This is a genomic window from Arthrobacter sp. BE255 (assembly GCF_031457335.1).
Lineage (GTDB): Bacteria > Actinomycetota > Actinomycetes > Actinomycetales > Micrococcaceae > Arthrobacter.
The window spans coordinates 56,002-81,698 of the sequence record NZ_JAVDWK010000002.1 but is presented as its reverse complement, the minus strand read 5'-3'; the positions used below and the strand labels follow the sequence as shown (position 1 = coordinate 81,698).

Sequence of the window (25,697 nt, the reverse complement as noted above, 5' to 3'; positions counted from 1 at the left end):
GTTCTCCCCAGGCCGGTCTCCTGGCTGGTGCCGCAGTTAGCTACGGACGCTGCGCTTGGTGATCATGCCATAGACGAGCAGCACGATGACCGCTCCGCCGATGGCCAGCAGCCAGGTCTGCAGCGAGAAGAACTCCTGCAGGCCGGTACCGAAAATCATTCCGCCAATCCAGCCGCCGAGGAATGCTCCTACGACGCCCAGGAGCAAGGTGATGAAAATGCCGCCACCCTGCTTGCCCGGGAGGATCGCCTTAGCGATCGCACCAGCAATAAGGCCGAGAATCAAGAATGCGAAAAAACCCATTTTGTCGTTCCTCTTCCTACATAAAGGAGGTACCCGGATCCCGGGGACGCTTCATCCTTCTGCCTCAATAGTAATCATGCTTACTATTGATTTGCCAACCCCATGGTTCGGAAGAGGGCTACTCCAAGCATGGTTCAGTGCCCGGTTAAGTCCGAATCGTTGCCCGCGCCGGGCCCCTCGTCCAGGATGGCTAATTCCGCTAGATCCTGCGGATCCAGGGCGAAATCGAACACGTCCAGGTTCTCCCTCATCCGCTCCGGATCGCCCGACTTTGGAATGACCACAAGTCCGTTCTGAACATGCCACCTCAATACGAGCTGCCCCGGCGTTTTGTCGTACTTTTCACCCAGTTGGGAGAGCAGCGGGGCGCCCAGCAGGCTTGCCCCGGAACCGCCCAGCGGGCTGTACGATTCGGTAACAATTCCGTGCCTGGCGTTGAACTCGCGTTCGGCCACGCGGGTGATCGCCGGGCTCAGCTGGATCTGGTTCACCGCCGGCACCACGTCCGTCTCGGCCAGCAGCCGCTCCAGATGGGCCGGTTTGAAGTTGGAGACGCCGATGGACCGGACTTTCCCCTCCGCCTGGAGCCGCTCGAACGTCTTCCACGTCGAGATGAATTCGTCACGGGAGGGGAGCGGCCAGTGGATCAGCAGGAGATCCACGTAGTCCAGCCGCAGCCGCTTCAGCGACCCCTCCAGCCCCGCAGCAGCCCGGTCGTGGCCCTGGAACTGGCCGTCCAGCTTGGTGGTGACGAACATTTCGCTGCGGTCCACCCCGCTGGCCCGGATGCCGTTGCCCACACCTTCCTCGTTGCCATATTTCACGGCGGTGTCGATGTGCCTGTACCCGGCTTCCACGGCGCTGACGACGGCGGCAGCCACCTGATCGTCGTCCAGCGGCCAGGTGCCGAGCCCCAGCTGCGGGATGCTGTAACCGTCATTGAGCGTGATGAGCGGTGAAAGAGTCATTTCAACAGTCTCTCGTGCTTTCGCCCTTCCTAGCCCTCGAATGCCCGGAGAATATTTCCGGCGCCAGAACGTGCCCCATGGGTTCTCCCCGCCCCGCGGTCTATTCCCCCACGCGATTCCAGGGGAAATGACCGCGCGGCGGGGAGAAGTTGCGCGCGACGCACCGTCTCACGCTCGCCCTGAACTGCGGGCCCAGCCGGTCAGCCGGTCGCTGAGGTCCATGAACTGCTGGTCCACGGCCTGCAGCTCAGGGTGGGCGTCGTACCAGTCCACGATCTCCCTGGCTCCGTCCGCGAACGGAATGGTGGCGGTGTAGCCCGGGACAAGGGACTTGATCTTGGTGTTGTCGAAAACCACCGAGTGGGACCGGTCGCCCAGCAGGTTGGCCCCCAGTTCGGCGCTGTGCGCGGCGATAGTTTCCGAGGCAACGTGGACCAGCTCGGGCTCGGGAACCCCGGCCGCCCGGGCGAACAGCCGGTAGATCTGGTTCCACGGCAGATATTCGTCCGAGGTGATGGTGTAACTCTCGCCCACGGCCTGGGGTCGGCCCAACAGCCCCACAAAGGCTTTGGCGAAGTCTCGGCTGTGGGTGAGGGTCCACAGCGAGGTCCCGTCGCCGTGCACCATGACCGGCAGCCCGGCCCGCATCCGGTGCACGTCCGTCCAGCCGCCCACCATGGCGATCTTGGTGCGGTCGTACGTGTGGGACGGGCGCACCACCGTCAGCGGAAAGTCCTCCGAACGGTACGCCGCAAACAAAAGGTCCTCGCACGCGATCTTGTCGCGCGAATACTGCCAGAACGGGTTCTTCAGGGGAGTGGACTCGAGGATGGGCAGCCGGGTGGGCGGCTTCTGGTACGCCGAGGCCGAACTGATAAACACATACTGCCCGGTCCGGCCGCGGAACAGCTCCATGCTGGCCCGCGCCTGGTCCGGAGTGAAGGCAATAAAGTCCGCGACGGCGTCGAACTCCCGTCCGCCCAGTACCTCCCGGACGGCGGACGCGTCACGCACATCCGCGTGCAGGACCTCGGCGCCGTCCGGCACCGGCCTGCCGGTCTGCCGGCCGCGGTTGAGGATGGTCAGCCGGTGTCCCAGCGCGACGGCGCGTTCTGCCGCCGCCGCGCTGATGACCCCGGTGCCGCCGATGAAGAGTATGCTCCTCGGCGCCACCGTGTCGGCCTCAGGTGCGAGTGGGGTCACCACGCGTAGTCTTCCGGGGCCGGGCGGTGCCCCGGGAAGATGTCATCGAGCCGCTTGAGCGCATCGGCGTCGAGCGTGACATCCAAAGCCCGGACGGCGGCGTCGAGCTGTTCCTGCGTACGCGGCCCCACAATCGGCGCGGTGACCGCCGGCTGGTGCAGCAGCCAGGACAGGGCGACGTCGCCCGGCGCGTGGCCCAGGTCGTCCGCGAAGTCCTCGTACTGCTGGATCTGGTCCTGGTGCTTCTTCAGGGTTTCCAGCGCGCGGCCCTCGGCGCGGCGGACTCCCTGGCGGACTCCCTGTTCCTGCTTCTTCAGCACACCGCCGAGGAGTCCGCCCTGCAGCGGCGACCATGGAATGAGGCCCAGGCCGTACTGCTGGGCGGACGGGATGACCTCCAGCTCCACCTCACGGCGGAAGAGGTTGTAGATGGACTGCTCGCTGACCAGGCCGGTGTAGTTCCGGCGCCGGGCAGCCTCCTGTGCCTGGGCGATGTGCCAGCCGGCGAAGTTGCTGCTGCCGGAGTAGAGGATCTTGCCCTGCTGGACGGCAACTTCGATGGCCTGCCAGATCTCGTCCCACGGGGTATCGCGATCGATGTGGTGGAACTGGTAGACGTCGATGTAGTCCGTCTGCAGGCGCTTGAGGCTGGCATCCAGGGCCCGGCGGATGTTCAGCGCAGAGAGCTTGGACTCGTTGGGACGGTCCGTCATGGTGCCGTACAGCTTGGTGGCCAGGACGGTCCGTTCGCGGCGCTCGCCGCCCTGCGCGAACCAGCGGCCGATGATCTCTTCCGTCCAGCCGCGGTGGCCGGTGCCGCCGTACACGTTGGCGGTGTCGAAGAAGTTGATGCCGGACTCCAGGGCCGAGTCCATGATGGCGTGCGCATCGGCTTCCTCGGTCTGGGGGCCGAAGTTCATGGTGCCCAGGCAGAGGCGGGAAACCTTCAGGCCGGAGCGGCCAAGGTGGGTGTACTGCATTGTGTGGTCCTTTGGTTTTGTCGGGGTGTTAGAGCTGGGTGAAGGAGGCGACGGCGGGATCGGAACCGATGCGCGCACCGGACTCCAGCGCCGTGATGGCCGCAAGTTCGTCGTCGCTGAGCGTGAGGGATGTGGCCGCGAAGTTTTCGCGGATTCGGGACGGGTCCACGGACTTGGGGATGGCGATGGTGCCCGCGGCGAGGTGCCAGGCGAGCACCACCTGGGCGGTGGTGGCGTTGTGCGCCTGCGCGACGGCGGTGACGGCGTTCCCGTTCAGGTCGCCGCCCTGCCCCAGCGGGCTGTAGGCCTCCACCGCGATGCCCAGCGAGCGGCACTTGGCGGCAAGCTCCGCCTGCTGGTAGCTGGGGTGCAGCTCGATCTGGTTGACCGCGGGCGGAACTTCCGCGGCTTCCAGCAGGGTGTCCAGGTGGTCGGCGAGGAAGTTGGAAACTCCGATGGCGCGGATCTGCTTGTTCTCGTACAGCCGCTCCATCTCCTTCCATGCCTGGACGTAGAGCCCCTGCGACGGGACCGGCCAGTGGATGAGGTACAGGTCCACATAGTCCAGGCCCAATGCCTTGCGGCTGTTCTGGAAGGCCTCCTGCGCGCGGCCCTGCTCGCCGTTGCGGAGTTTGGTAGTGACGAAGATTTCCTCGCGGGCAAGGCCGGAGGCGGCGATGGCCGCGCCGACGCCTGCCTCGTTGCGGTAGCCGGCTGCCGTGTCGATGTGGCGGTAGCCCGCAGCCAGTGCGTCCTCGACGATCCGCTGCGTGTCCTCCGGCGGAACCTGGAAGACGCCGAGGCCCAGCCGGGGGATGGTGACGCCGTTGTTCAGTGTTGTCTCCGGTGTCAGCTCTGACATGGGTGGCTCCTTTGCTGAAGTGATAGGTGAGAAAACGCTTTCGGAAGGGCTCTCCCATGAGCCTATGCACTTTTCCGCCGATAGTCAGCCCTTGACCCTGTCCCTGTTTTTCCTAGGACTGGCAGTCCTACCTTCGTTGTAGAAAGTGCCTGCCCGGGCCGTGCAGAATAGGGTGCATGGGTCAGAGCGCCGAGTTCGGAAAATTCCTGAAGGCCATGCGGTCCCGGCTGAGTCCTGAAGACGCGGGAGCGACAGGCACTTCCGGCGCGCGCCGCGTTCCCGGCCTCCGGCGCGAGGAAGTGGCGCAGCTGGCAGGCGTCAGCACGGACTACTACATCCGCCTTGAGCAGGGGCGGAACATCCACCCCTCCCGCACCGTGCTGGATTCGGTGTCCCGCGCCCTCCGGCTGGACACCGGCGAGCATGCGCACATGATGGACCTCCTGGAAAACTGCGCGGCCAGCACGCGTTCCCCCGGACCTGCGCAGGCTGTCCGTCCGGCGCTGCGCCAGCTCCTGGAGGCCGTGGGCGACGTCCCGGCCATGGTGCTGGGCCGCCGGACCGACGTCCTCGCCGGCAACCGGATGGCATTCCTTCTCTTCGCAGATTTCCAGGCCCTTCCGCCCCAGGAACGCAACCTCACCCGCTGGCTGATCCTCGACCCCGGCGCCCGGGAGCTCTTCCGCGACTGGAAGACCGTTGCAGCGGAAGCGGCCGGAGCGCTCCGCGTGGACGTGGGGCGGCATCCCAATGATGCGCAGGCCAACCAGCTGGTGGGCGAGCTCGCGGTCCACAGCGAGCACTTCCGCCAATGGTGGGCAGGGCACCGCGTGGCCACCCGGTCCGCCGGCAGCGTCCGGCTCCACCACCCCGCCGTTGGAGACCTGGAACTGAACTTTGAAAACCTTGTCCTGCCCGACGATCCCGACCAGGCACTCCGGGTGTACTCGGCAAAACCCGGCTCGCCGTCGTCGGACGCCCTTGCCCTGCTGAGCCTTGGTGCCCATGCCGGCGACGGTGCCGGGCCTGCGGAGCAGCCGGGGACTGCGGCCGCGGCGCCGCCCGCTGTCCCCGAAAACCGGCAGTAACTGCAGCCCTGTATCTCCAGGGCTGTACATTTGGCCAGCACAACAACAGGATTCTGGCCAGGAGCCCATTGGGATCGGATCGCGCCGTTCCTAGGCTGGAGGAACAAACTTTTCTCCACCAAGGATGGTCTCAACGATGAAACGCATCGCACTGCTCAAGGAACGCCAGGCCACCGCCGCCAGCAACGGCCGCACCGCCACAACCGGCTCCCACTGCCCCGCGTCCGGACTCTGGAGCCCCGAAGCTGACCCGCACACGGTCCTGTCGTTTTTCGAGGGCCACGTGTTCCCCGCGTTCGACGGCGTTCCCACCATCTGGCGCCGGCGCACCACAGGCATCGTCTCGTCGAACTGAAGTTAAAGAGTGATGGCCGCGTCCAAAGGACGCGGCCATCACTCTTAATACTCTGGCTGGTCAGCTTTCGTGGCGGAAACCGAGCTTGATCCGCACCTGCCAGTCGGCAACTTTGCCATCTTCGAGGTGACCGCGGATTTCCTTGACCTCGAACCAGTCAAGGTTGCGGAGCGTCTTGGCGGCCTCGGCGATCCCGTTGCGGACTGCAGCGTCCACGCCTTCTTCGGAGGTGCCGACAATTTCAGTAATGCTGTACGTGTGGTTGGACAACTTCGCTCCTCGTGATCGCCTTCGATTCCCGGTTGCGGGCCGTTCTCGAAGCCTAGTAGGACTTCAAGAACGTTGACCAGCCCCTAGCCGGATGTTCCGTTGAGAACCGCCACGTTGGCATAGCTGACATTCCGCCCGGTGGCACGGATGACATCGCCGTCCTGCGGGGTGTCGGAAGTGACGGTCAGGTCCCGCACCGTTGAACCGTCGGCAGCCACGACCAGGGTGACGCCTTCGCTGTTGGTCAGCACCACGTCCGCGGCATTTCCCGTTGCCCCGGCCAGGGTGACGTTGCGCCGGTCGCCCCAGATCATCGAGGGCTCGTGGTAGGTGCCGGGCTGGAGCAGCACGGTGACCGGGCCCGGGTTGTTCGGCGGGATCGCCCCGACGGCAGCCCGGATGCTGGCGAAGTCCCCGGTGCCGTCGAGCGCCACCGTGATGACCCTGCCTGGCGCAGGTTCCGTTCCGCCCAAGGGTCCGCCGAAGGCGCGGACCAGCGCAGGAACCGCCGTCGTGGGTGTGAGTTCGTAGGCGTACGCCGCGGCCGGATCGAAGGACTGGCCCCGTTGCTGGCCGGTGTTCCCGGTGCACTGTTCGTAGATATTGTCCCGGGCCACCAGCTCGCCTCCCGGGCCCTGGTGGTGGAGCGGATTCCGCACGTCCCGGAAGTAGTTGCCTTCCACCACCAGCAGGGCTGCGTTCCGCCCCAGCATGCCGTAGCTGGAGATGTTTTCGAGGTAGTTGTTGTAGACGTGGGACGCCGCGGTGTTGTCCAGGCTGGCATTGCGCTGGTGGGTGTTCCGGATCCAGTTGTGGTGCAGAGTCAGCCGGGTGACCACGTTCTGGGTCCAGCCCTCGCCCAGGGCCTTGTTGTGGTCCGCGAAGACGTTCCAGGACAGCGTGATGTTGTCGCAGTCCTTGCGGATGTCCACCAGGCCGTCGCCCAGGCGGGTGAAATACATGTGGTCCACCCAGACGTGGGTGCTGGTGTCCATCTGGATCCCGTCCCTGTCGTTGTCCGGGCGCTTCCCCACGAAGTCGCCGGGGATGTACGAGTCCCGGACCGTGAAGTTGCGGAAGATGACGTTGGAAACGTTGATGAGCTTGAAGCCGGCGTTCACCACCGCGGCTCCTTCCCCCGCCCCGAGGAAGGACTTGTTGGCAGTGACCGCCAGCTTTTCGTACTGCGGGAACACCAGCTCGCCGTGCAGGATCACCACCAGCGGCTCAGTGCTCCTGGCGAAGGCCCGGAGCTGGTCCGGGGTGCTGGCGTGGACCAGCCTGCCGCCCGCCCCGCCGGTGGTGCCGGCGCGGCCGTACGCCGCAACGCCGGCGAACCCCTGCGGCGCCTCAGTCCACGCCGTGCCGGCAGATCCGCCGCCGAGTGCGCGGTTGACGGGCAGTCCCGCTTCTGCAGAGCCGTTACTTCCGACGGCGGGACTCACGCCGCCGGTGTCCGCCGCCGTCGCTGCCGGGCTGAGCAGGCCGGACGCAACCAGCGTGCCAGCCGTCAGTCCCGCCGCGAGGAGGGTTCGCCGTCGGATGTCCAGGTCCGGTGACTCTGATTGTGCCTGCGCCATCTCAGCCACGTCCCGCCGGTGTCCAGTCGCCCAGGAAGGCTTCCTTGGTGAACGTGAGGGCATCCTCGGGTGTGAGCTGGGGATGGAACTCGTTGACGTAGGCGCCCGGTCCGCTGTTGTTGAATTCGGCGAACCGGCCCTCGGTCCAGGAGTGGCCGCTCATGTCGGACCAGCCCCGGACTGCGATGTGGCTGCCCAGGACGGAGTCGCGGATGACGGCCATCGGGTGGGCGTCCGGGTCGCTGCTGGCGAACCAGGGGCGGCCCAGGCTGACGGTCCCGGGGGCGGCGTCGGACGTGAGCGTGCTGTCCACGATCAGGAAGCCGTACGGGTTGGAGTTCTTGGTGCTGGGGGCCACGATGTAGCCGTTGTTGGTGTCACTGCCGCGGTCCAGCGAGTGGATGGTGCAGCCGTCGAAGACCGCGGTGCCGCGGCCGTAGATGAAGTCCACGTCCCCTTCGATGTAGCAGTTTTTCAGGTAGGTGCGGGCCGTGGCGTCGCGGCCGGTGGTGTCTGCGAGGTAGGTGTCCTGGTTGCCGAGGAACCGGGTGCCGTCAAACGTCACGCGGTCTGCCACGGATCGGACCGCGAGTGCCTGGCTGCCTCCGTTGGCGGCCTCGTCGTAGGCGTTTTCCACGGTGAGGTTCCGTACCGTGGTGCCCTCTGCCAGGACGTTGAGGGTGGCGCTGCCGCACGATCCCCAGGTGCCGCCGAAGAATTTCACGCCGTTGGCCGGGAGGTCGTAGCTGATGACGACGTCGGCCGGGTTGGCTGTGGCGCCCTGGATGGTGAGGTTGGGACGGTCTGCCCAGATGTTCACCGATTCGCGGTAGGTTCCGGGTTTGACCGTGATGGTGCGGGGCAGGGTGCTGCCGCTGGGGACGGATCCGATTGCTGCCTGGAGGCTGCCGAAGTCGCCGGTGCCGTCAAGGGCAACGGTGATCTCAGTGGTGTTGTTCGGGGCGTTGTTCTCCAGCGGCCCTGCGCCGGCGGCAACGAGCTCCGGAACCCGGGCGGCGTCGTCTTTCTGGTAGGCGTAGTACTGGGTGGGGTCGAAGGCTGCTCCGACGTTGTCCTTGCGGCCGCGGGTGCCGTTGAAGACGTTGTCCCGGTTCACCACTTCGGTGGCGGGGTCTTTGGCGACGACCGGGTCCTGGACGGCGCTGAAGCTGTTGCCTTCGAGGACCACCTTGGCGGCGTTGCGGCCCATCATGCCGTACTGGCCGATGTCCTGCAGGTAGTTGTTGTAGACGTGGGCTGCGGCCGTGTTGTCGATGCTGAAGTTGCGCTGGGTGGTGTTGCGGATCCAGTTGTGGTGGATGGTCATCCGGGTCACGGCATTGGCGGTCCAGCCGACGCCCAGGGCCTTGTTGTTGTCCGCGAAGACGTTCCAGGAGTACGTGATGAGGTCGGAGTCCTTGCGGGTGTCGATCAGGCCGTCACCCATGCGTTCGAACTTCATGTGGTCCACCCAGACGTGGTGGGTGGTGTCCAGCTGAAGGCCGTCGCGGTCATTCTCGGGGCTCTTGCCGTCCCAGTCACCGGGGATGTAGGCGTCCCGGACTGTGAAGTTCCGGAAGATGACGTTGGAGACGTTGATGAGCTTGAAGCCGGCGTTCACCACTTCGGCGCCGGCGCCCACCCCGATGAAGCTCTTGTTGGCGGCGACGGGAATCTTGATGTAGTCCGTGGCTTTGAGGGTGCCGCGGATGAAGATCACCAGCGGTTCGCTGGCTGCTGCATAGCCCTTGAGCTCTTGGATGGTGGAAGCGGTGACGATCCGGCCGGACTGGCCGCCGGTGGTTCCTGCCAGCCCGTAGCCGGGTAGGGAAGCGAAGCCGTCAGGCGTTTGCTTCCACATCGCCTCCGGGTTTCCCGCCGCGTCCGGGGTTGTCGCGGGAACCGGGGCCCCGGTTTGCTGGGCGGTACTGCCGGAACCGGCTGGTGCCGCGTGGGCGGCCGGGAGTGCCGTGAGGCTTCCCAGCATTACGACGGCGGTGGCCGCACCTAATAGACGTCGCAAACTCATGCAAAAACTCCTTTGTTTTTGTGCCCGGGCAGCCTCCAGCCCGGGCGCGTTCAATACGGGATGTTCACTAAGCAGTGTTCAGTCGGCGATGCGTGCGGAAAGCGTTGCGGGCGTTACTTGAGCCCGGTGGTGGCGATGCCGTTGATGAGGTACTTCTGGCCTGCGATGAAGAATCCGATGATGGGGGCGATGGACACCACGGACATGGCGAACATGGGGCCCCACATGCTTTGGCCTTCGGAATCCATAAAGGCGCGCAGCGCCAGGGGAACCGTGTAAAGGTCCTGGTTCTGGATGTAGAGCAGCGGGCCGAAGAACTCGTTCCAGGTGGAGATGAACGTGAAGATGGCGGTGGTGGCCATGGCCGGTACGCACAGGGGCATGATCACGCGCAGGAATGTCCGGAACGGTCCGCAGCCGTCGATCTGGGCGGCGTCGTCGAGCTCCTTGGGCAGTGCCTTCATGAACTGCACCATCAGGAAGATGAAGAACGCGTTGGTGGCCATGAAGTTCGGCACGATCAGGGGCAGGTACGTATCAAGCCAGCCCAGCTGGGAAAAGATGATGTACTGCGGCACCAGGAGCACGTGGCCGGGCAGCATCAGGGTTCCCAGCATCAGGGCGAAGAAGAGCTTCCGGCCGGTGAACTCCATCCGGGCGAAGGCGTAGGCGGCCAGGGCACAGGAGAAGATGTTTCCGATGATGGAGAACACCACCACGATCAGGGAGTTGATCAGGTAGACGTGGAACGGCTGGTTCAACGCCGTCCAGCCCTGTTCGTAGTTGCTGAAGTCCCAGTTTTCGGGCCACAGCCCCAGCTGGCGGAAGATGTCGTTGCTGGGTTTGAAGGAGCTGGAGATCAGCCACAGCAGCGGGTACAGCATCACCAGGCCTACCAGGCACAGGACCAGGTGGCGGGAGAAACGGGTGCCGGGGGTGCCGGTCAAGGCATCTTCCGGGGCCACGTCCTTCTTTTGCTTGTTTTTGGTGGGTAGTTCGAGGAGAGCCATTGCGGTTGCCTTAATTGTCGTAGAAGACCCAGAACTTGGACGCGATGAAGTTGATGGCGGTGAAAATCGCAATGATCATCAACAGCAGCCACGCCATCGCGGAGGCATACCCCATCTCGAATTCGGTGAAGCCCTTTTGGTAGAGGTACAGGTTGTAGAACAGCGTGGAATCAGCCGGGCCACCGGTGCCGCCGCTCATCACGTAGCCCTGGGTGAAGGTCTGGAAGGACCCAATGAGCTGCATGATGAGGTTGAAGAAGATGATGGGGCTGATCAGCGGGAGGGTGATGCTGCGGAATTGCCGCCACTTGGAGGCGCCGTCGATGGAAGCGGCCTCGTAGTACATTGCCGGGACCTGACGCAGGCCAGCCAGGAAGATCACCATCGGCGAGCCGAACGTCCACACGTTCAGGACGATCAGGGTGCTCAACGCGAACTCGGGGTCCGTGACCCACGCCGGTCCCTGGATGCCGAACAGTCCCAGGAAGCCGTTCACAATACCGTCGTTGCCGAAGATGTAGCGCCACAGCATCACGATGGCCACGCTGCCGCCCAGCAGGGACGGCAGGTAGTACACGGAGCGGTAGATCGACAGGCCGCTGAGGCCCCGGTTCAGGACCATGGCCACCAGCAGGGCGATGGCCAGGGAGATGGGTACGGACACAAAGGTGTAAATGAACGTGACCTTCAGCGACTGCAGCAGGCGCGGGTCCTCGAACATGGCCTGGAAGTTGGCCAGGCCAACGAAGTTCGGCTCCGTGAAGAGGTTGTAGTCCGTAAAGGCCAGGTAGAGCGAGGCAAAGAACGGGATGATCGTGAACAGCATGCCGATGAACCACGGCAGCAGGAAGAGGTAGCCGCTGCGCTGGTTGGTGCGCCTCGACAGGCCCCGTTTGGGTTTACCGCGCCCCGGTGCGGCCAGGGTGGCGGCCGCGCCGGGGGCTTGCTTGGTCAGCACTGACATGGCGTCAGGCTCCTATCTGCGTTTCTGGTGTCCGGGCGTGGTGGTGGCGTCTACTTGTTGATGGCCGCATTGCTTTTCTCGATGAAGGTCTTGGCGGCGTCCGCGGGCGTGACGCGGCCGAACTCCACTTCGGTAGCGAGCTGTTTGAGGGTGTCAGCCACCACGCTGGCCCCCTTGGGGTAGACGTAGGCGGGCGCCAGTTCGTCCTTCTGGATGTCGGCCACCATCTGCACGAACTTCGTGTCATCCGCGCCGAGCTTGGGCATGATGGCTTCTGTCACCTCGGGGTTGATGGGCACCCCGCGCTGGGTCAGGGTTTCTGCGGCGCCGTCGACGTCGTTGATGAGGAAGTTCAGCAGCTTGGCGGCTTCCTTGGGGTGCTTGGACTTGGCGGCAACGGACCAGAGCATGCTGGGGTCCGCTGAGTAGCCGCGGCGCTGCTCCGTGGTTTCGCCGGGCATGCGGAGCAGGACCAGGTTCCCGCCGGATGCTTCGTTGTAGCCGCGGAAGTTGTTGATGGGGATGATCTGGGAAGCCACCGTTCCCTTGGCGAGGTAGGACTGCGCCGGCGAGCCGCCGATCTGCTCGAAGAATCCGGCCGGCGGGTAGCCGCCGGCGTTGCGCAGGTCCACGCTGTACTGGAACCACTCGCGGATGGTTTCCTCGCTGACGCCAAGCTTGTTGTCCTTGGTGTAGAAGTCCTCGCCGCGCTGCCGGGCCAACAGGATGGGGCCGGTCTCCGTGGCCACGTCGTAGCCGGCGCCGTAAATCTTTCCGCCGGTCTTCTGCGTCACCTCGGTGGCGAACTTGGCATAGTCCTCCCAGCTCCAGGTCTTGTCGTCCGGGATGGTCACGCCTGCCTGGTCCGTGATGGTCTTGTTGACCACCATGCCGATCAGGTTGACGCCGGTGGCCAGGCCGTACAGTTTGCCGTCGACTTCGCCGCGGCTTTGGATCGTCGCCGGAATCTTGTCGAGGTTGATCTCGGACAGCGTCTTCAGGTCTGCCAGGGTGCCGCGCTGCGCGTATTCCAGCAGGGTCCGGTTGGCCATGTTCAGTACGTCCGGAGGATTGCCGCCGGCGAAGCGGGTGGCCAGCTTGTCGGCGTAGGGCCCGCTGTCCTGGTATTCGCTCTTGACCGTGATGCCGGGGTTCTTCTCTTCGAAGATCTTGATCGCGGCATCTGTCATCTTGGCGCGGTTGGAGTCACCCCAATACACGAAATTCAGCTCGACGTTGCCGCCGGAGGACGGGGAGGTGGCTCCTCCGCAGCCGCTCAGGGCCAAGCCGGCCGCGGTCAGTGCAGCACCCAGGATGATCCTGCGCGGAATAGGGGTGCTCGTGGTCTTCTTCATCGAATGACGCCTCTCTAGCGGGGTATGTCGGGCTTCTTCCGGCTACTGGCCAATATTCCGGTAGCAAGGAAACTTTCTGGGATGGATCCGGCGCTCGGGGCACCATCTTCGGGGTGGATATAGGTGAAAGCTGCCAAAAATTTGTGAGTAAACGATTTCTAGCAAGAAAACCCTGTGACTGTCAACACAATTTTGAAACTCTCCAGAGCGGATTGCGCAGAAACTTTCTGTACTACTTGCCGAAGATTTCTGACATGGCTATGCTGATCCACACATCCCGGACTCGCCACCCAACCAGGAGGTCTGCTTGGCCATCCACACGCCGCCGTCGGCTGCGGCCCCCGGTCTTGCCGACCCGGTCCCGACACTTGCCACCCACTGCACCGGACGGGAGCAGCCCGCCACCAGTGCGCCCCGGCCCTACCTTCACCCGATCCGGTCCCTGGCCGGCGCCACCGTGACGGAAGCCGCGCCCGCCGACCACCCGCATCACCTGGGGCTTTCCGTCGCCTTCTCCGACGTCAACGGAACCAACTTCTGGGGCGGGTCCACCTTCACTGCCGCCAGCGGACCGGTGCTCCTGGCAAACCACGGAACCCAGGTGCCGCAGGGCTGGGAGTCAACCGCAGGTGAAGAATCCGGCACAGTCTCCTGGCGGTCGGAATCAGGTGGCGAACTCGCTGTCGAGCAGCGGCACCTTGAGTACTTTGGCCACCCGGAGCCCGGCACGTGGAGCCTCTCACTGTCCTCGGTGATCCGCCCGGCGGCGGGCGTGGAGCAGTTGGAGGTGTCGTCGTCGGCCGTCAAGGGCCGGGCAGGCGCCGGATACGGCGGGATCTTCTGGCGGTTTCCCCAGGGCAGCGCCGACCCCCTGGTCCTGTCCGACGCCGGCAGCGGCGCCACTGCGGCGCACGGTTCGCGCTCGCCGTGGCTTTCGGTCACCATCCGGATTGACGGCGCACCGGTCAGCGTTGTGCTCGCCCAGGACCCGGAACGCCCGCTCCCGTGGTTCATCCGGGCGGAAGGCTACCTGGGGGCCGGACCCGCAGCCGCATGGTCCGAACCGGCGCGCGCAGGCCACAACACCCCGCTCAGGCTGGGCCTGCACGCCGTCATCCACGACGGAGCTGTGCAGACTCCCGCCCGCGCCCTCGATTTCCTCCAGCAGCACCCCCGACTCAGCCGCCCCGGCTCAACCGACAGGACATCATGACAACCCGGCCTCCCATCCCCGTCTACACCAACCCCATCCTCAACGGCGACTGGCCTGACCCCGATGCCGTCCAGGTGGGCGGCACCTACTACCTCATCGCGTCGAGCTTCAACAGGGTGCCGGGGCTGCCCGTGCTGAAGTCCCGGAACCTCGTGGACTGGGAACATGCCGGCCACGCCCTTCCCGAACTGCCCCAGGGCAGCCACTACTCCCTGGTGCGCCACGGCAGCGGAGTCTGGGCACCGGCCCTCCGGTACCACGACGGCCGCTTCTGGATCTTCTATCCGGACCCGGACCATGGCATTTTCGTCCTGAGCGCGGAGCGGGCAGAAGGGCCGTGGACCGCTCCGCACCTGCTCTACGCCGGCCGCGGCATCATCGATCCCTGCCCGCTGTGGGATGACGACGGCGAGGCCTACCTGGTCCACGGCTGGGCGCACAGCAGGGTGGGCGTCAAAAACCGGCTGACCGTGCACCGGATGAGCCCCGACGCGAGCCGGCTCCTGGACCACGGAACACACGTGATCAACGGCGCCGACCTCCCGGGCTACACCACCCTTGAAGGGCCGAAGTTCTACAAGCGGGACGGCTGGTACTGGATCTTCGCCCCGGCCGGCGGCGTGGCTACGGGCTGGCAGTCGGTCTTCCGCTCACGGTCGCCGTTCGGCCCGTACGAGGGGCGTACGGTGCTGGAGCAGGGGAGTTCCGACGTCAACGGCCCGCACCAGGGCGCCTGGGTCACCACACCGGAGGGCCAGGACTGGTTCCTGCACTTCCAGGACCGCGGCCCGTACGGACGGGTGGTCCACCTCCAGCCCATGGGGTGGGGCGAGGACGGCTGGCCGTGGATGGGAACTCCCGCGGACGACGGCGGCCCTGGCACCCCGGTGGCCAGCCACCCTTATCCGGCGGGAACCTCGCAGAAGGACGTGGCGCCGCCGGCAAGCGACAGCTTCGATTCGCCGTGGCTGGGCCCGCAGTGGCACTGGCAGGCGAATCCGCGTGAGTCCTGGTCTTTCCAAGGTGGGGGAGGGCAACTGGTCCTGCGCCCGCAGGCCAACGATCCGGTCAACCTGCGCGAACTTCCCAACGTGCTGGGCCAGATCCTGCCCGGCACCCCGTCAACCTTCACCACCACGCTGGAACTGGACGATGTTCCGGTGGGTACCCGGGCCGGCGTCGTGGTTTTGGGCCAGAAATACGCCTGGCTCGGGATCATCCGGACCGCCGACGGATTTGTGCTGGGAAGCGGCGCCGGCGGGGAAGGCCCGCATGAGGAGCGGCCCGGACGCCAGGTGCCCCTGCCCAGCGCAAGGATCGAGCTTCAGATCCGGACGGACGGAAGGCCGCGCTCCACCTTCGCCTGGCGCACCGGGCCGGGCGAGCCGTGGGAAGTCCAGGGCTGGCACTTCGACGCCGTGGAGGGCAAGTGGATCGGCGCTGAACTGGGCATATTCACCGCCTCACCGCTGGGTTCGCAGGAAAGCGGCAGTGTTATCGTTGGACCCGTGCGGGTCGAGACTGCGCCGGTCCGCCGGGCAGTCGTGCCGCACTTTGCCGCCACCGCTTCCAGATGATCGCAAGGACCCAGCCGTTGACCGCCACGCCGCGCCCCAAGATCGCAGATGTGGCCGCAGCGGCAGGCGTCTCCGTTCCCACCGTGTCGAAAGTGCTCAACGGCCGTTCGCACGTCTCCGAGGCCACCCGGGCCAAGGTGCGCCAGGCCCTGGAGGATCTCGACTACACCAAACGGAACGCCCCGGCTGACCAGCCAGGACTGCTCCAGCTGGTGGTCAACAACTTCGACTCGCCCTGGGTGCTGGAAATCATGGAAGGCGCCGAAGCCGCTGCGGCCCGCCTCGGCTACTCGATTGTCTACTCGCGGGCAGAGCATGCCACCGCCGAGAACTGGCGGAAGCTCCGGGAATCCTCGGCCAACCGGCTTGCCGGTGTGGTGCTGCTCGCTCCGCGGCGCGGCTCCCGGCTGGTCACCACCCTGCGGAGCCTCAACATCCCCGCGGTGGCGGTGGATCCGGAAGGAACCGAGGGGCTCACCATCCCCAGCGTCAGCCCGGCGTCGTTCTCCGGAGCGCTCGCCGCGGTGGGCCACCTGCTGGAACTGGGCCACCGCCGGATCGGCATCATCACCGGCCGGGGACACGGTTCCGGACACAGCCGTGCGCGGTACGCAGCGTATGCTGCCGCCCTGCATGAAGCGGGGTTGCCGGTCCTGCCCGAACTGGTGCGCGACGGCGACTTCAGCATCGAGTCCGGCGTCCGGCACGGCGGGGACCTCCTGGACCTGCCGGAACCTCCCACCGCGATCTTTGCCGCCAATGACCTCCAGGCGCTGGGCGTGATGAACGCCGCCGCCGGGCGCTCGCTGAAGATTCCGGGGGATATCAGCATTGTGGGCTTCGACGACATTGCGCAGGCCGCGCTGATGTCGCCGCCGCTGACCACCGTCCGCCAGCCGCTGGCACAGCTGGCGTCCATGGCAGTGGGCATCGTGGCAGAACAGCTCGAGCAGCAGGGGCCGGCTGTTCCCGCTGCGCTGGAGGTTGCCACCGAACTGGTGGTCCGCGGCACCACGGCCCCGCCGCGCGTGCAGTAGCAGGTCCCGCAGGCCGCGACCGCCGGACGGCTACTGCGCCTCGAGCACCAGGTTTTTGAGGTCATCCAGGGTCTGCTGCATGTGCGCATCCATGGCTTCACGGGAGCGCGAGGCGTCGCGGGACTCCAGCGCCTCCGCGATGTTCTGGTGGTGCCCGATCGCGTGTACCTGGATTTCGCGCACCGCTGACGTTTCAGTGCGGCGCTTTTCCAGCACCCGGTGCAGCGGCTCGAAAAGGACAGCCACAAAGACGTTTTCCGAGGCATGCAGGATCAGGTCATGGAACGCCAGGTCCGCCTCAACAAAAGCGGCAACATCGTTGACCTCGTGGGCGGCGCGCATGGCGGCCACATATCCGTAAAGCGTCTGGACGTCAGCGTCGCCGATCCGGCCGGCCGCAAGTTCGCAGGCCCCGGTCTCCAGCATGCGGCGGAGTTCGATGAGCTGCACCGAGGCCTCTGCCTCGTTCTTCCCCTCGGAAGCCGCGCGGAGGACGGCCTCCAGTGAGGCCCAACGGTTCAGCGGGTTCACAAAAGTGCCGCGGCCACGTTCGACGCTGAGGATGCGCTGCGCCTCGAGGGTCTTCATGGCCTCGCGCACGGTCATCCGGCTGACTTCGTGCGCGGCACTGAGTTCCAGTTCGCCGGGCACGCTGGCCCCCGGCGGGAATTCCCCCGCGATGATGCGGTCCAGAAGCTCGTCAGCGACTACGCCTACCAGTGATTTCCGTGCCATTTTCCCCCGTCCAAGCCCTGCGGCCGATATGTCAGACAAGTCTACTTGCGCGTTTGTATGTCCTATGCCACACTAAATTCAAATGTTAGATGTCAGACATCTTACAGATATCTACATCGCCACCGATTACACCCACAATGGAGTGCAGCATGACGCTTGAAGCAGAAGTCCTGGCCGCCTTTCCGGCCGAAGTCCGGATCCCTGCAGCGATGGTGGCCGACGCCGTCGCCGCGTCCAGCGCCGAGTCTCCCCGCATGCTGGTGGTGCTCGACGACGACCCCACCGGAACGCAGTCGGTTGCGGACCTGCCCGTCCTCACCCGCTGGGACGTTGAAGACTTCATCTGGGCCTTCGGCCAGGCCAAGCCCGCCGTCTACGTGCTGACCAACACCCGCAGCCTGGACCCCGCCGAAGCCGCTGCCCGCAACGAGGAAGTGGTCCGCAATGCGCTCGCCGCCGCCGGTTCCAGCATTGATTCCGGCCTCCGGCTCGGCTTCGTGAGCCGCAGCGACTCCACCCTCCGCGGCCACTACCCGCTCGAACCCGACGTCATTGCAGCAACCGTGGCCGAGGTCAGCGGCGAAGCAACCGACGGCGTGGTCCTGGTTCCGGCGTTCCCCGACGCCGGACGCGTGACCATCGGCGGCGTCCACTACATGCGCGGCACCGGTGAGGACGCCGGCAGGCTCACTCCCGTGGCCGAGACCGAGTTCTCCAAGGACGCCACCTTCGGCTTCGCCAACTCGGACATGGCCAAGTACGTGGAGGAGAAGTCGCAGGGTCGCTTCGCTGCAGAGTCCGTGATCGTGCTGGACCTGAACACCATCCGCGCCTCAACCGATCCCCAGGTCACCGCCAACGCCATCGCCGACGCCATTGCTCCCGCGACGAACTCCACCCCGATCGTCGTGGACATCGTCACCGAGAACGACCTCCGCGCCCTGTCCCTGGGCCTGGAAGAAGCCGAACGGCGCGGCAAGAAGCTCCTCTACCGCGTGGGCCCGCCGTTTGGACGTGCCCGCATCGGGCAGGAAATCCGCGCCGAGCTCAGCGGCGCCGAAGCCTACGCCGGCAACACCCCGTCCACCGCGGGCGGCCTGATCGTGGTGGGCTCGCACGTGGGCGTCACCACCCGCCAGCTCAACGCCCTCACCGAACAGCACAGTGCCGCACGCATCGTGGAGATCGACGTCGAGAAGCTGCTGGGCGAGTCCGCCGACGCCTACCTGGACCAGACCGTGGGCACCGTCGTGGACGCGCTCCACGGCGGGGACGTCATCGTCCACACCAGCCGCCTGCTGATTAAGACCGACAACCCCGCCGAAAGCCTGCGGATCGCGCGCACGGTGTCTGCCGCCGTCGTCGCCGTGGTGAACCGGACCCTGAAGACCTTCCCGCCGCGCTTTGTCATTGCCAAGGGCGGCATCACGTCCTCCGACGTCGCCGCGCACGGCCTGGAAATCCGGCACGCCATTGTCCGCGGCCCCATGCTCCCCGGAATCGTCTCGCTCTGGGAGCCGGTGGACGGCCCAGCCAAGGGCATCCCGTACATCGTGTTCGCCGGAAACGTGGGCGACGACCAGTCGCTCGCCGACGTCACCCGCAAGCTCAGCAACACCTTCTAATCCCCCGCCCGCCAGTCTTCAAAGGAGAACACCATGACCAGCAACTACACCATCACCGTCCTGGGCCTCGGCGCCATGGGCCTGCCGATGGCCACCCGCCTGGCCAGCGAGCTGACCGTCCACGGCTTCGACATCGCCGAACCGCGCCTGAAGCTCGCCGAGGAAGCCGGCATCCGCACCTTCGCCTCCGCCCGGGAAGCCTCGAAGGGCGCCGACGCCCTGCTCCTGGCCGTCCGCAACGGCGAGCAGCTCAACGATGTCCTCTTCGGTGAGAACGGCGTGGCCTCCGTGCTGGAGCCGGGCGCCGTCGTGATCCTGGGCAGCACCGTGGGCACCGAAGCAATCCCCGCCACTGTTGCCCGCCTCGCCGAATACGGCGTTGAGCTCGTGGACGCACCGCTGTCCGGCGGCCCCAAGCGCGCCGGCGAAGGCGACCTGCTGATTGTGGTCGGTGCGTCCCCCGAAGCCCAGGAAAAGGCCCGCCCCGCGCTGGAACTCCTCGCCTCCACCCTGACCGTGGTGGGCAACAAGCCCGGCGACGGCCAGGCCCTCAAAACCGTCAACCAGCTCCTCTGCGGCGTCCACATCGCCGCCGCCGCCGAGGCCCTGGCACTGGCCGACGCCCTGGGCCTGGACCAGGAGAAGACCCTCAAAGCCCTCGAAGCAGGTGCCGCGGGTTCGTTTATGCTCTCCAACCGCGGACCCCGGATCCTCGAGGCCTACACCGAGGAAGGCGCCGAGGTCCTGTCCCGCCTGGACATCTTCGTCAAGGACATGGGCATCGTGGGCAAAGCCACCCGCGCCGCCGGACTTGCGGCCCCGGTGGCCGCCGCGGCCGAGCAGCTGTACCTCCTGGGCCAGGCCCAGGGCCTCGCCGCCGCCGACGACTCCGCCGTCATCAAGGTTGTGGCGCCCACCAGGCGCACCGCCTAGGCGCCCCTGCTTCACCACCGCCAAAGCACCTCCCCGTAAAGCCCGACGACGGCGGTCCCCCCTCCGCCGTCGTCGTACCTCCCAGCGTTCCCCAACAGAAACAGTTAGCGCCTGATTGCCCGTCTTCTGGAAGACTGGCTCGTCAAAGGAGACACCGTCATGAACCACCTGATGAACCCCCTGATAGTGCGGGCGGCCGACGCCCCCGCCATCAAACCCGCAGTAGAACTTGGCACTCCGCTGCTCCTCACCATCGCCGCCGTTGGCATCGCCATCCTGCTGGTGATGATCATCCGCTTCAAGATCCAGGCGTTCGTGGCGCTGCTGACCGTCAGCATCCTGGTGGCCGTTGCCTCCCAGATCCCGCTCAAGGACGTCTTCACCGTGGTGGCCACCGGCGTGGGCGGCACCATGGGCAAGGTGGCCCTGCTGATTGCCCTCGGCGCCGTCCTGGGCCGGATGATCGAGGTCTCCGGCGGCGTCCAGTCGCTCGCCGCGCACTTCACCGAGAAGCTTGGCGCCAAGCGCGTTGCGGTGGCGCTGACCGCCGTCGGCTTCCTGGTGGCCATTCCGGTGTTCTTCGAGGTGGGCATCATTGTCCTGGTCCCCATCGTCTATGCCTTCGCCAAGATCGCCAACGTCCACCCGGTCAAGTTCGGCCTGCCGATGGCCGGCATCATGCTCTCCATCCACGTGGCCGTCCCGCCGCACCCGGGCATCGTCGCCGGCGCCGGCGTTTTTGGCGCCGACATCGGCCTGATCACCCTCATCTCGCTGCTGATCTGCGTCCCGCTCGGCTTCCTGTCCTACTGGGTTGCCAGCATCATGAACCGTAAAGAGTACGAGCTCCTCCCGGGCGTCAAGGCACAGGTGGACGAATTCGGTTCCGACTCCCTGGTCAAGGTTGGCCACGAAGGCCCCGGCGCCGTCGGCATCGCCCCGCCGCGTCCGGCCCTGATCATCTTCCTCATCGCCGCCCCCATTGTGCAGATCCTCATCGGCACCCTGGGCACGCTCACCATCCCGAAAGACAACTCCTGGTACGGCCTGGCTGCGTTCATCGGCAACCCGTTCTTCGCCCTCCTCGTTGCTGTCGCGCTGTCCTTCTTCCTGCTGGCCGTCCGCCGGAACTGGTCCCTCAAGGAAACCGGTGAAATCTTCGAAGGCGCGCTGCCTCCCATCGCCTCCATCCTGATGGTGGTCGCCGCTGGCGGTGTATTCGGCGAAGTGCTCCGCACCTCCGGCATCGGTGCCGCACTGTCCCAGACCCTGGACCACCTTGGCCTGCCCGTGATCGTGCTCGGCTTCGTCATCTCCCTTGCACTGCGCGCAGCCCAGGGTTCGGCCACCGTCGCCATCGTCACCACCACCGGCCTGCTGACCTCTGCCGTCATGGAAGGCGGCTACTCGCCGGCCCAGATCGCCGTCATCGTGATCGCCATCGGCTTTGGCTCCCTGGGCCTGTCCCACGTGACCGACGCCGGCTTCTGGACCGTGGTGCGCTACTACGGCCTCACGGTCTCCGACGGCCTGAAGACCTGGACCGTGCTGACCACCGTCCTTGGCCTGGCCGGCTTCATCCTCACCTTCGTCGCCTGGATCCTGGTGGGAGGCCTGGGCGTCTGATGCGCACCCGACTCGACCACCTCGTCACCTCCGCCCTCCAGCAAGGCTCCGCCGTTCCGGCGTTCACCTGCTACGACTTCACCACCGCACTGGCGGTTGTGGGCGCGGCCGAGGACGCCGGCCACGGGATCATCCTGCTGGTGGCCCCCAAAACGGCCGCCACGGCCAACGGCCTGCGGCTGATCGCCGCGCTCCGCGGCCTGGCAGACGCCGCGTCCGTCCCGGTGGCGGTCCAGCTGGACCACGCCTCGGACCTCACAGTGATGGCCGACGCCGTCGCTGCGGGGGCGGATTCGGTCCTCGCCGACGGCTCGTCCTTGCCGTATGAGGACAACGTTGCGCTCGTCCAGGCGGCCCGCGCACTGTTGGGTGCCGACGTCGTGCTCGAAGCGGAACTGGGCGGCCTGGCCGGCGACGAGGACCGGGCCTTCGGCGCGGATGAAGCCGGCGTGGCCGTGGCCGGCCTGACGGATTCCGCCCAGGTGGAGGACTTCGTGGCCCGGACCGGCGCGCAGCTACTGGCAGTGGCCGTGGGTAACGTGCACGGCAAGTACAAGGGCGAGCCGCAGCTGCGCTGGGACGTCCTGCAGGACATCGCCGTGCGGACGCACATCCCGCTGGTGCTCCACGGCGCGTCCGGCATTCCCGCCGGCGAGCTGGTCAAGGCTGCCGCCATGAACGTGGGCAAGGTCAACTTCAACACCGAGCTCCGCACCGGGGTGCTGTCCACGCTCCAGGAGCAGCTGCCGGCGCACCGGGCCGACGGCGAAAACCTTCAAGGCCTCCTGGGCCACTGGAACACCTCGGCCAGGGAGTTCGCCACCGCGGCGCTGGGCATGCTCACCCGCTGACGCTCTTTTGAGTTTTGGGGAGGCTAGGATCAAGCCATGATCCTGGCCTCCCTCCTTTTTGCGTTCCTTGCCGCAGCCCTGCACGTCTACATCTTCACGATGGAATCCCTCACCTGGACCAGGCCGGCCACCTGGAAACGCTTCGGGCTCGCTTCACAGGCCGATGCCGAGACCACCAAGCCGCTCGCCTACAACCAGGGCTTCTACAACCTGTTCCTGGCCATCGGGGCGTTCATCGGGACCGGCTGCGTGGCATTCGCCGCCGAAGGGTCGGCGCCATCCGTGGCCGGCTGGACCCTGCTCTTCAGCTGCTGCGGATCCATGCTGCTGGCCGCTGTGGTGCTCGCCCTGAGCGGGAAAAAGTACCTCCGCGCCGCCGCCACCCAGGGCACCACGCCGCTGCTCGCCGTCGTACTGGGCCTGCTGGCGCTGAACCTGTAACGCACAATCTCCAGCGCGGCACCTTCCCGCAGCCGGACCGTCCGGGCGGACAATGTACATAACAAAAACATCCGGCGTTTGTAGGGACCGTACGTGAGTGGTGTGCAGGAGCAGGGGGCAACCCCGCAACGCGGACCCGCCAGTCGGCGGGACGCTGAACGCGACCGGGTCATTGACCTCGTCCGGTTCTTCTGCCTGGCACTGGTGGTGGTGGGGCACTGCATGATGGTCAGCCCGGTGCTGCACCGGGACGGTACCGTCACCACCGAAAACACCCTCACGGAGCAGGGCTGGTTCGTGCCCGTGATCTGGATCTTTATGGTGATGCCGCTGTTCTTCGTGACGGGCGGAACCACCGGCCTGCAGTCCTGGCAGCGGCTCAAGGCCCGGGGCGGCACCGGCTTCGAGTTCGCCCAGGCCCGACTGCTCCGCCTGGTCCGGCCGGCGACGGCGCTGCTTGCGTGCATGTTCGTGGGGCTGTCGGCGGCCCTGCTGCTGGGCGTCGACCCCCAGGTCATCCAGCTGATGACCGCCGGCGCGGGAATGCCGCTGTGGTTCCTGGCCGCGTACCTTGCCGCGCAGCTGAACATTCCCCTGCTGGCCCGCTTCCATGACCGCGCGCCCTGGCTGACGCTGGGTGCGCTGGCCGCGCTGGTGGTGGCCGTGGACTGCTTCCGCGGCGTGCTGCCCCTCTTGGCCTACGCCAACCTGGTGTTCCTGTGGTGTGCCGTGCAGCAGCTCGGTTTCCTGATGGCGGACGGCCACTTTGCCCGGCTGTCCCGGTCCGCCCTGGTGGGGCTGGCCATCGCGGCCAACCTGCTGCTGGGCGTGGTGGCGGGGCTGGGCCTGTACTCCGGGAACATGCTGGTGAACCTGAACCCGCCCACCTTCTGCCTGCTCCTGCTGGGCGTGTCGCAGGCGGCCTTCCTCCAACTCGTCCGCCCCGCGCTCGGCTGGGTTGCCGGCGTGCACTGGGTCAGTGCGCTCGTGGCTGTCGCCGGGCGTCGGTCCATGACGGTCTATCTCTGGCACCTGCCCTTGCTGGTGGGGATGTCAGGGCTCCTGCTGCTCACGGACTTCCCCAAGCCGGCCGCCGGAACCGCTGGATGGTGGTGGGCGCGGCCGCTGGTGCTCCTGGGCGTGGTTGCCCTGCTGCTTCCAGTCCTGGCCGCCTTCGGGCGGCTGGAGGAACGTCCGACGGCGTCAGTCCACACCCGCGGCCGGCCCGCCGGTGCGGTGGTGACGGCCGCCGTCGTGGTCTTCATTCCGGTGGCCGATGCCGCCTTCAACGGGCTCACGCTGGGCCTCCTGGGCGGGGGAGCAGCGTGCTTTGCCCTCGCCGTGCTGTTGCTGGGCAGGATGCCGGAGCGGGTGCCGGAGCAGCCCGGGGTGGTGCGTGGCGGCCAGGCGGGCGGGCCATTGCCAGCTGGGCCAAGTAGTGCCAGTGTCGAACCATGACCGAGAACATGATTTCCACCGAGGACGAGTTCAGCCCCGACGTTTCACTGGCACGGAACGACGCCCACCATTGCTACGAGCTGCGTGTCGGCGGGAAGGTCGCGGTGCAGTCCTTTTTCCGGGACCGGCCGGGGCATATAGATTTCACCCACACCGAAACGGCCGAGGAGTTCAAGGGCCAGGGCCTGGGCAAGGTGCTGGCGCATTTCGCGCTGGATGACGTGGTTGCCTCGGGGAAGCGGATCATCCCGCATTGCCCCTTCATTTCCGGCTACCTCCGCCAGCATGAGGGGTACGAGCAGTACATCGACTGGCCGGAGGACGTCTAGCCGAAGTTCTGAGTGAGCTGCCTAATCGAAGTGGGTGAACGGTTCCTGGCTGGAGATTGAGGCGACCAGGTTCTCGGCCAGGGTCCGGAGCTTCTGGTTCCTGCCGCTGGAGGCCTTGACCAGGATGGCCATGGCCTCCTCCTGCGAGCAGCGGTTCTGGCCCATGATGATGCCGGCGGCGAGGTCGATCGCTGTCCGTGATTCCATGGCGGCCTTGAGATCCGCTGCCAGCTGCTGGCCGGCGGCAACACGCACTGCCAGCCGAAGCGAACTCTGCGCATGCCCGGCGAACAGTTCCGCGTTGCTGATGGACTCTGACCCGAAGGCGTTCACCTCCGCGGCGAAAATATTCAGCGCCGCCCGGGAGTCATTGTCCAGGGCCAGGGGTACGGCCAGCACACTGAGCTGGCCCATATTGGCGATTGCCTGCCCGTATTCGGGCCAGCGTGTGTCGTGCCGGGTGTCAGGGACGAGGACCGTGGTGCCGCTGTTCATCGCCTGCAGGCACGGTCCGGCGCCGTAGTTTTGCTGTATCTCGTCCATCAGCCGGGCCTGCGGATCACTCCAGGCCGCCGTGGTGGTCCGACGATGCCGGCTGAGCGTCACCGCGCACATCACAGGAAGCTCCATTGCTTCGGAGATGGCACGGGCCGAATAATCGCAGAATTCGTGCAGGAATTCGTTGACGTCCCGGCTGTCGACTACAAGGTTCTGGAGCTGCTCGGCCACGACCTCGTCAGCGCGGCTCTGCGCCTTAAACGCTGACTTGTCCATAGCCCCAGTTTAGGCCTGCCCCCATGAAAAAGGCCGGGGAGTGCACCCCTTGTCAAGCGTTGGTCAAGCCACCGCGCCGCAAGGTTGCCTCGCAGTATTGTGAGCTGCGCAACATTTTTATAAAGTCGATG

25 protein-coding genes are annotated in these 25,697 nt (G+C 66.2%); 12 read left to right on the top strand and 13 right to left on the bottom strand.

From position 1 onward, the window contains the following. Positions 1–36 precede the first annotated feature (36 nt). From J2X42_RS03750 to J2X42_RS03730, 5 genes are all read right to left on the bottom strand, one after another. Entirely contained in the window at positions 37–303 is a 267-nt protein-coding gene (locus J2X42_RS03750; protein WP_131133295.1) for a GlsB/YeaQ/YmgE family stress response membrane protein, read from the bottom strand. A gap of 134 nt (positions 304–437) precedes the next feature. After that, positions 438–1,271: an aldo/keto reductase gene (locus J2X42_RS03745; RefSeq protein ID WP_310162350.1), complete on the bottom strand. Its 834-nt coding sequence runs from the start codon at positions 1,269–1,271 to the stop codon at positions 438–440. Positions 1,272–1,439: 168 nt separating this feature from the next. Continuing rightward, positions 1,440–2,477 (bottom strand): NAD-dependent epimerase/dehydratase family protein, encoded by a 1,038-nt coding sequence (locus J2X42_RS03740; RefSeq protein ID WP_310162348.1) that lies wholly within the window; start codon positions 2,475–2,477, stop codon positions 1,440–1,442. Beyond that, positions 2,471–3,454, bottom strand: coding sequence for an aldo/keto reductase (locus J2X42_RS03735; protein ID WP_310162347.1), 984 nt, complete (start codon positions 3,452–3,454; stop codon positions 2,471–2,473). The genes J2X42_RS03740 and J2X42_RS03735 overlap by 7 nt, the downstream gene beginning before the upstream one ends. A gap of 28 nt (positions 3,455–3,482) precedes the next feature. Then, positions 3,483–4,316, bottom strand: coding sequence for an aldo/keto reductase (locus tag J2X42_RS03730; RefSeq protein ID WP_310162346.1), 834 nt, complete (start codon positions 4,314–4,316; stop codon positions 3,483–3,485). Between the two features lie 176 nt (positions 4,317–4,492). Between J2X42_RS03730 and J2X42_RS03725 the strand changes: the two genes are divergently transcribed. Next, positions 4,493–5,404, top strand: coding sequence for a helix-turn-helix transcriptional regulator (locus J2X42_RS03725; protein WP_310162345.1), 912 nt, complete (start codon positions 4,493–4,495; stop codon positions 5,402–5,404). A 136-nt stretch (positions 5,405–5,540) separates the two neighbouring features. Beyond that, positions 5,541–5,759, top strand: coding sequence for a hypothetical protein (locus J2X42_RS03720; protein WP_310162342.1), 219 nt, complete (start codon positions 5,541–5,543; stop codon positions 5,757–5,759). A gap of 60 nt (positions 5,760–5,819) precedes the next feature. Here the strand turns inward: J2X42_RS03720 and J2X42_RS03715 are convergent, their stop codons facing one another. The 6 genes from J2X42_RS03715 to J2X42_RS03690 form a co-directional block, all read right to left on the bottom strand. Continuing rightward, entirely contained in the window at positions 5,820–6,029 is a 210-nt protein-coding gene (locus J2X42_RS03715) for a dodecin (RefSeq protein WP_141139202.1), read from the bottom strand. An 83-nt stretch (positions 6,030–6,112) separates the two neighbouring features. Next, positions 6,113–7,609, bottom strand: a complete 1,497-nt coding sequence (locus tag J2X42_RS03710) for a pectate lyase (protein WP_310163342.1) — start codon at positions 7,607–7,609, stop codon at positions 6,113–6,115. A gap of 1 nt (position 7,610) precedes the next feature. Then, the gene (locus J2X42_RS03705) at positions 7,611–9,638 is read right to left on the bottom strand and encodes a pectinesterase family protein (RefSeq protein ID WP_310162339.1); all 2,028 of its coding nucleotides are present in this window, start codon (positions 9,636–9,638) and stop codon (positions 7,611–7,613) included. A 113-nt stretch (positions 9,639–9,751) separates the two neighbouring features. Further along, positions 9,752–10,648 (bottom strand): carbohydrate ABC transporter permease, encoded by an 897-nt coding sequence (locus J2X42_RS03700; RefSeq protein WP_310162337.1) that lies wholly within the window; start codon positions 10,646–10,648, stop codon positions 9,752–9,754. Between the two features lie 10 nt (positions 10,649–10,658). Continuing rightward, a complete protein-coding gene (locus J2X42_RS03695; RefSeq protein WP_310162335.1) occupies positions 10,659–11,612 on the bottom strand; it encodes a sugar ABC transporter permease in 954 nt (317 codons plus the stop codon). Positions 11,613–11,662: 50 nt separating this feature from the next. After that, on the bottom strand, positions 11,663–12,967 hold the full coding sequence (locus J2X42_RS03690) for an ABC transporter substrate-binding protein (protein WP_310162332.1): 1,305 nt from the start codon (positions 12,965–12,967) through the stop codon (positions 11,663–11,665). 307 nt (positions 12,968–13,274) lie between these two features. Between J2X42_RS03690 and J2X42_RS03685 the strand changes: the two genes are divergently transcribed. From J2X42_RS03685 to J2X42_RS03675, 3 genes are read left to right on the top strand one after another with little or no spacing between them, the layout of a single operon-like run. Then, positions 13,275–14,180: a PmoA family protein gene (locus tag J2X42_RS03685; protein ID WP_310162329.1), complete on the top strand. Its 906-nt coding sequence runs from the start codon at positions 13,275–13,277 to the stop codon at positions 14,178–14,180. Beyond that, entirely contained in the window at positions 14,177–15,757 is a 1,581-nt protein-coding gene (locus J2X42_RS03680; protein ID WP_310162326.1) for a family 43 glycosylhydrolase, read from the top strand. Before J2X42_RS03685 ends, J2X42_RS03680 begins: the two co-directional genes overlap by 4 nt. A gap of 17 nt (positions 15,758–15,774) precedes the next feature. Continuing rightward, positions 15,775–16,794 carry a LacI family DNA-binding transcriptional regulator gene (locus tag J2X42_RS03675; protein WP_310162324.1) on the top strand — a complete coding sequence of 340 codons (1,020 nt, stop codon included), beginning with the start codon at positions 15,775–15,777 and terminating at the stop codon, positions 16,792–16,794. 30 nt (positions 16,795–16,824) lie between these two features. Here the strand turns inward: J2X42_RS03675 and J2X42_RS03670 are convergent, their stop codons facing one another. Next, entirely contained in the window at positions 16,825–17,529 is a 705-nt protein-coding gene (locus J2X42_RS03670; protein WP_310162322.1) for a FadR/GntR family transcriptional regulator, read from the bottom strand. Positions 17,530–17,678: 149 nt separating this feature from the next. Between J2X42_RS03670 and J2X42_RS03665 the strand changes: the two genes are divergently transcribed. The 7 genes from J2X42_RS03665 (at position 17,679) to J2X42_RS03635 (ending at position 24,792) form a co-directional block, all read left to right on the top strand. Next, positions 17,679–19,154 (top strand): four-carbon acid sugar kinase family protein, encoded by a 1,476-nt coding sequence (locus tag J2X42_RS03665; RefSeq protein ID WP_310162320.1) that lies wholly within the window; start codon positions 17,679–17,681, stop codon positions 19,152–19,154. 33 nt (positions 19,155–19,187) lie between these two features. After that, on the top strand, positions 19,188–20,087 hold the full coding sequence (locus J2X42_RS03660; protein WP_310162319.1) for an NAD(P)-dependent oxidoreductase: 900 nt from the start codon (positions 19,188–19,190) through the stop codon (positions 20,085–20,087). A gap of 159 nt (positions 20,088–20,246) precedes the next feature. Continuing rightward, positions 20,247–21,713 (top strand): GntP family transporter, encoded by a 1,467-nt coding sequence (locus J2X42_RS03655; protein WP_310162318.1) that lies wholly within the window; start codon positions 20,247–20,249, stop codon positions 21,711–21,713. After that, positions 21,713–22,564, top strand: coding sequence for a class II fructose-bisphosphate aldolase (locus J2X42_RS03650; RefSeq protein WP_310162317.1), 852 nt, complete (start codon positions 21,713–21,715; stop codon positions 22,562–22,564). Before J2X42_RS03655 ends, J2X42_RS03650 begins: the two co-directional genes overlap by 1 nt. A 36-nt stretch (positions 22,565–22,600) precedes the next feature. Then, complete coding sequence (locus tag J2X42_RS03645) at positions 22,601–23,005, top strand: DUF1304 domain-containing protein (protein ID WP_310162315.1); 405 nt, start codon at positions 22,601–22,603, stop codon at positions 23,003–23,005. Between the two features lie 102 nt (positions 23,006–23,107). Beyond that, positions 23,108–24,463 carry an acyltransferase gene (locus J2X42_RS03640; protein WP_310163340.1) on the top strand — a complete coding sequence of 452 codons (1,356 nt, stop codon included), beginning with the start codon at positions 23,108–23,110 and terminating at the stop codon, positions 24,461–24,463. Further along, positions 24,460–24,792, top strand: a complete 333-nt coding sequence (locus J2X42_RS03635) for a GNAT family N-acetyltransferase (RefSeq protein WP_310162314.1) — start codon at positions 24,460–24,462, stop codon at positions 24,790–24,792. The genes J2X42_RS03640 and J2X42_RS03635 overlap by 4 nt, the downstream gene beginning before the upstream one ends. Positions 24,793–24,813: 21 nt before the next feature. Here the strand turns inward: J2X42_RS03635 and J2X42_RS03630 are convergent, their stop codons facing one another. Beyond that, the gene (locus tag J2X42_RS03630; protein WP_310162312.1) at positions 24,814–25,566 is read right to left on the bottom strand and encodes a GAF and ANTAR domain-containing protein; all 753 of its coding nucleotides are present in this window, start codon (positions 25,564–25,566) and stop codon (positions 24,814–24,816) included. Positions 25,567–25,697: the final 131 nt, after the last annotated feature.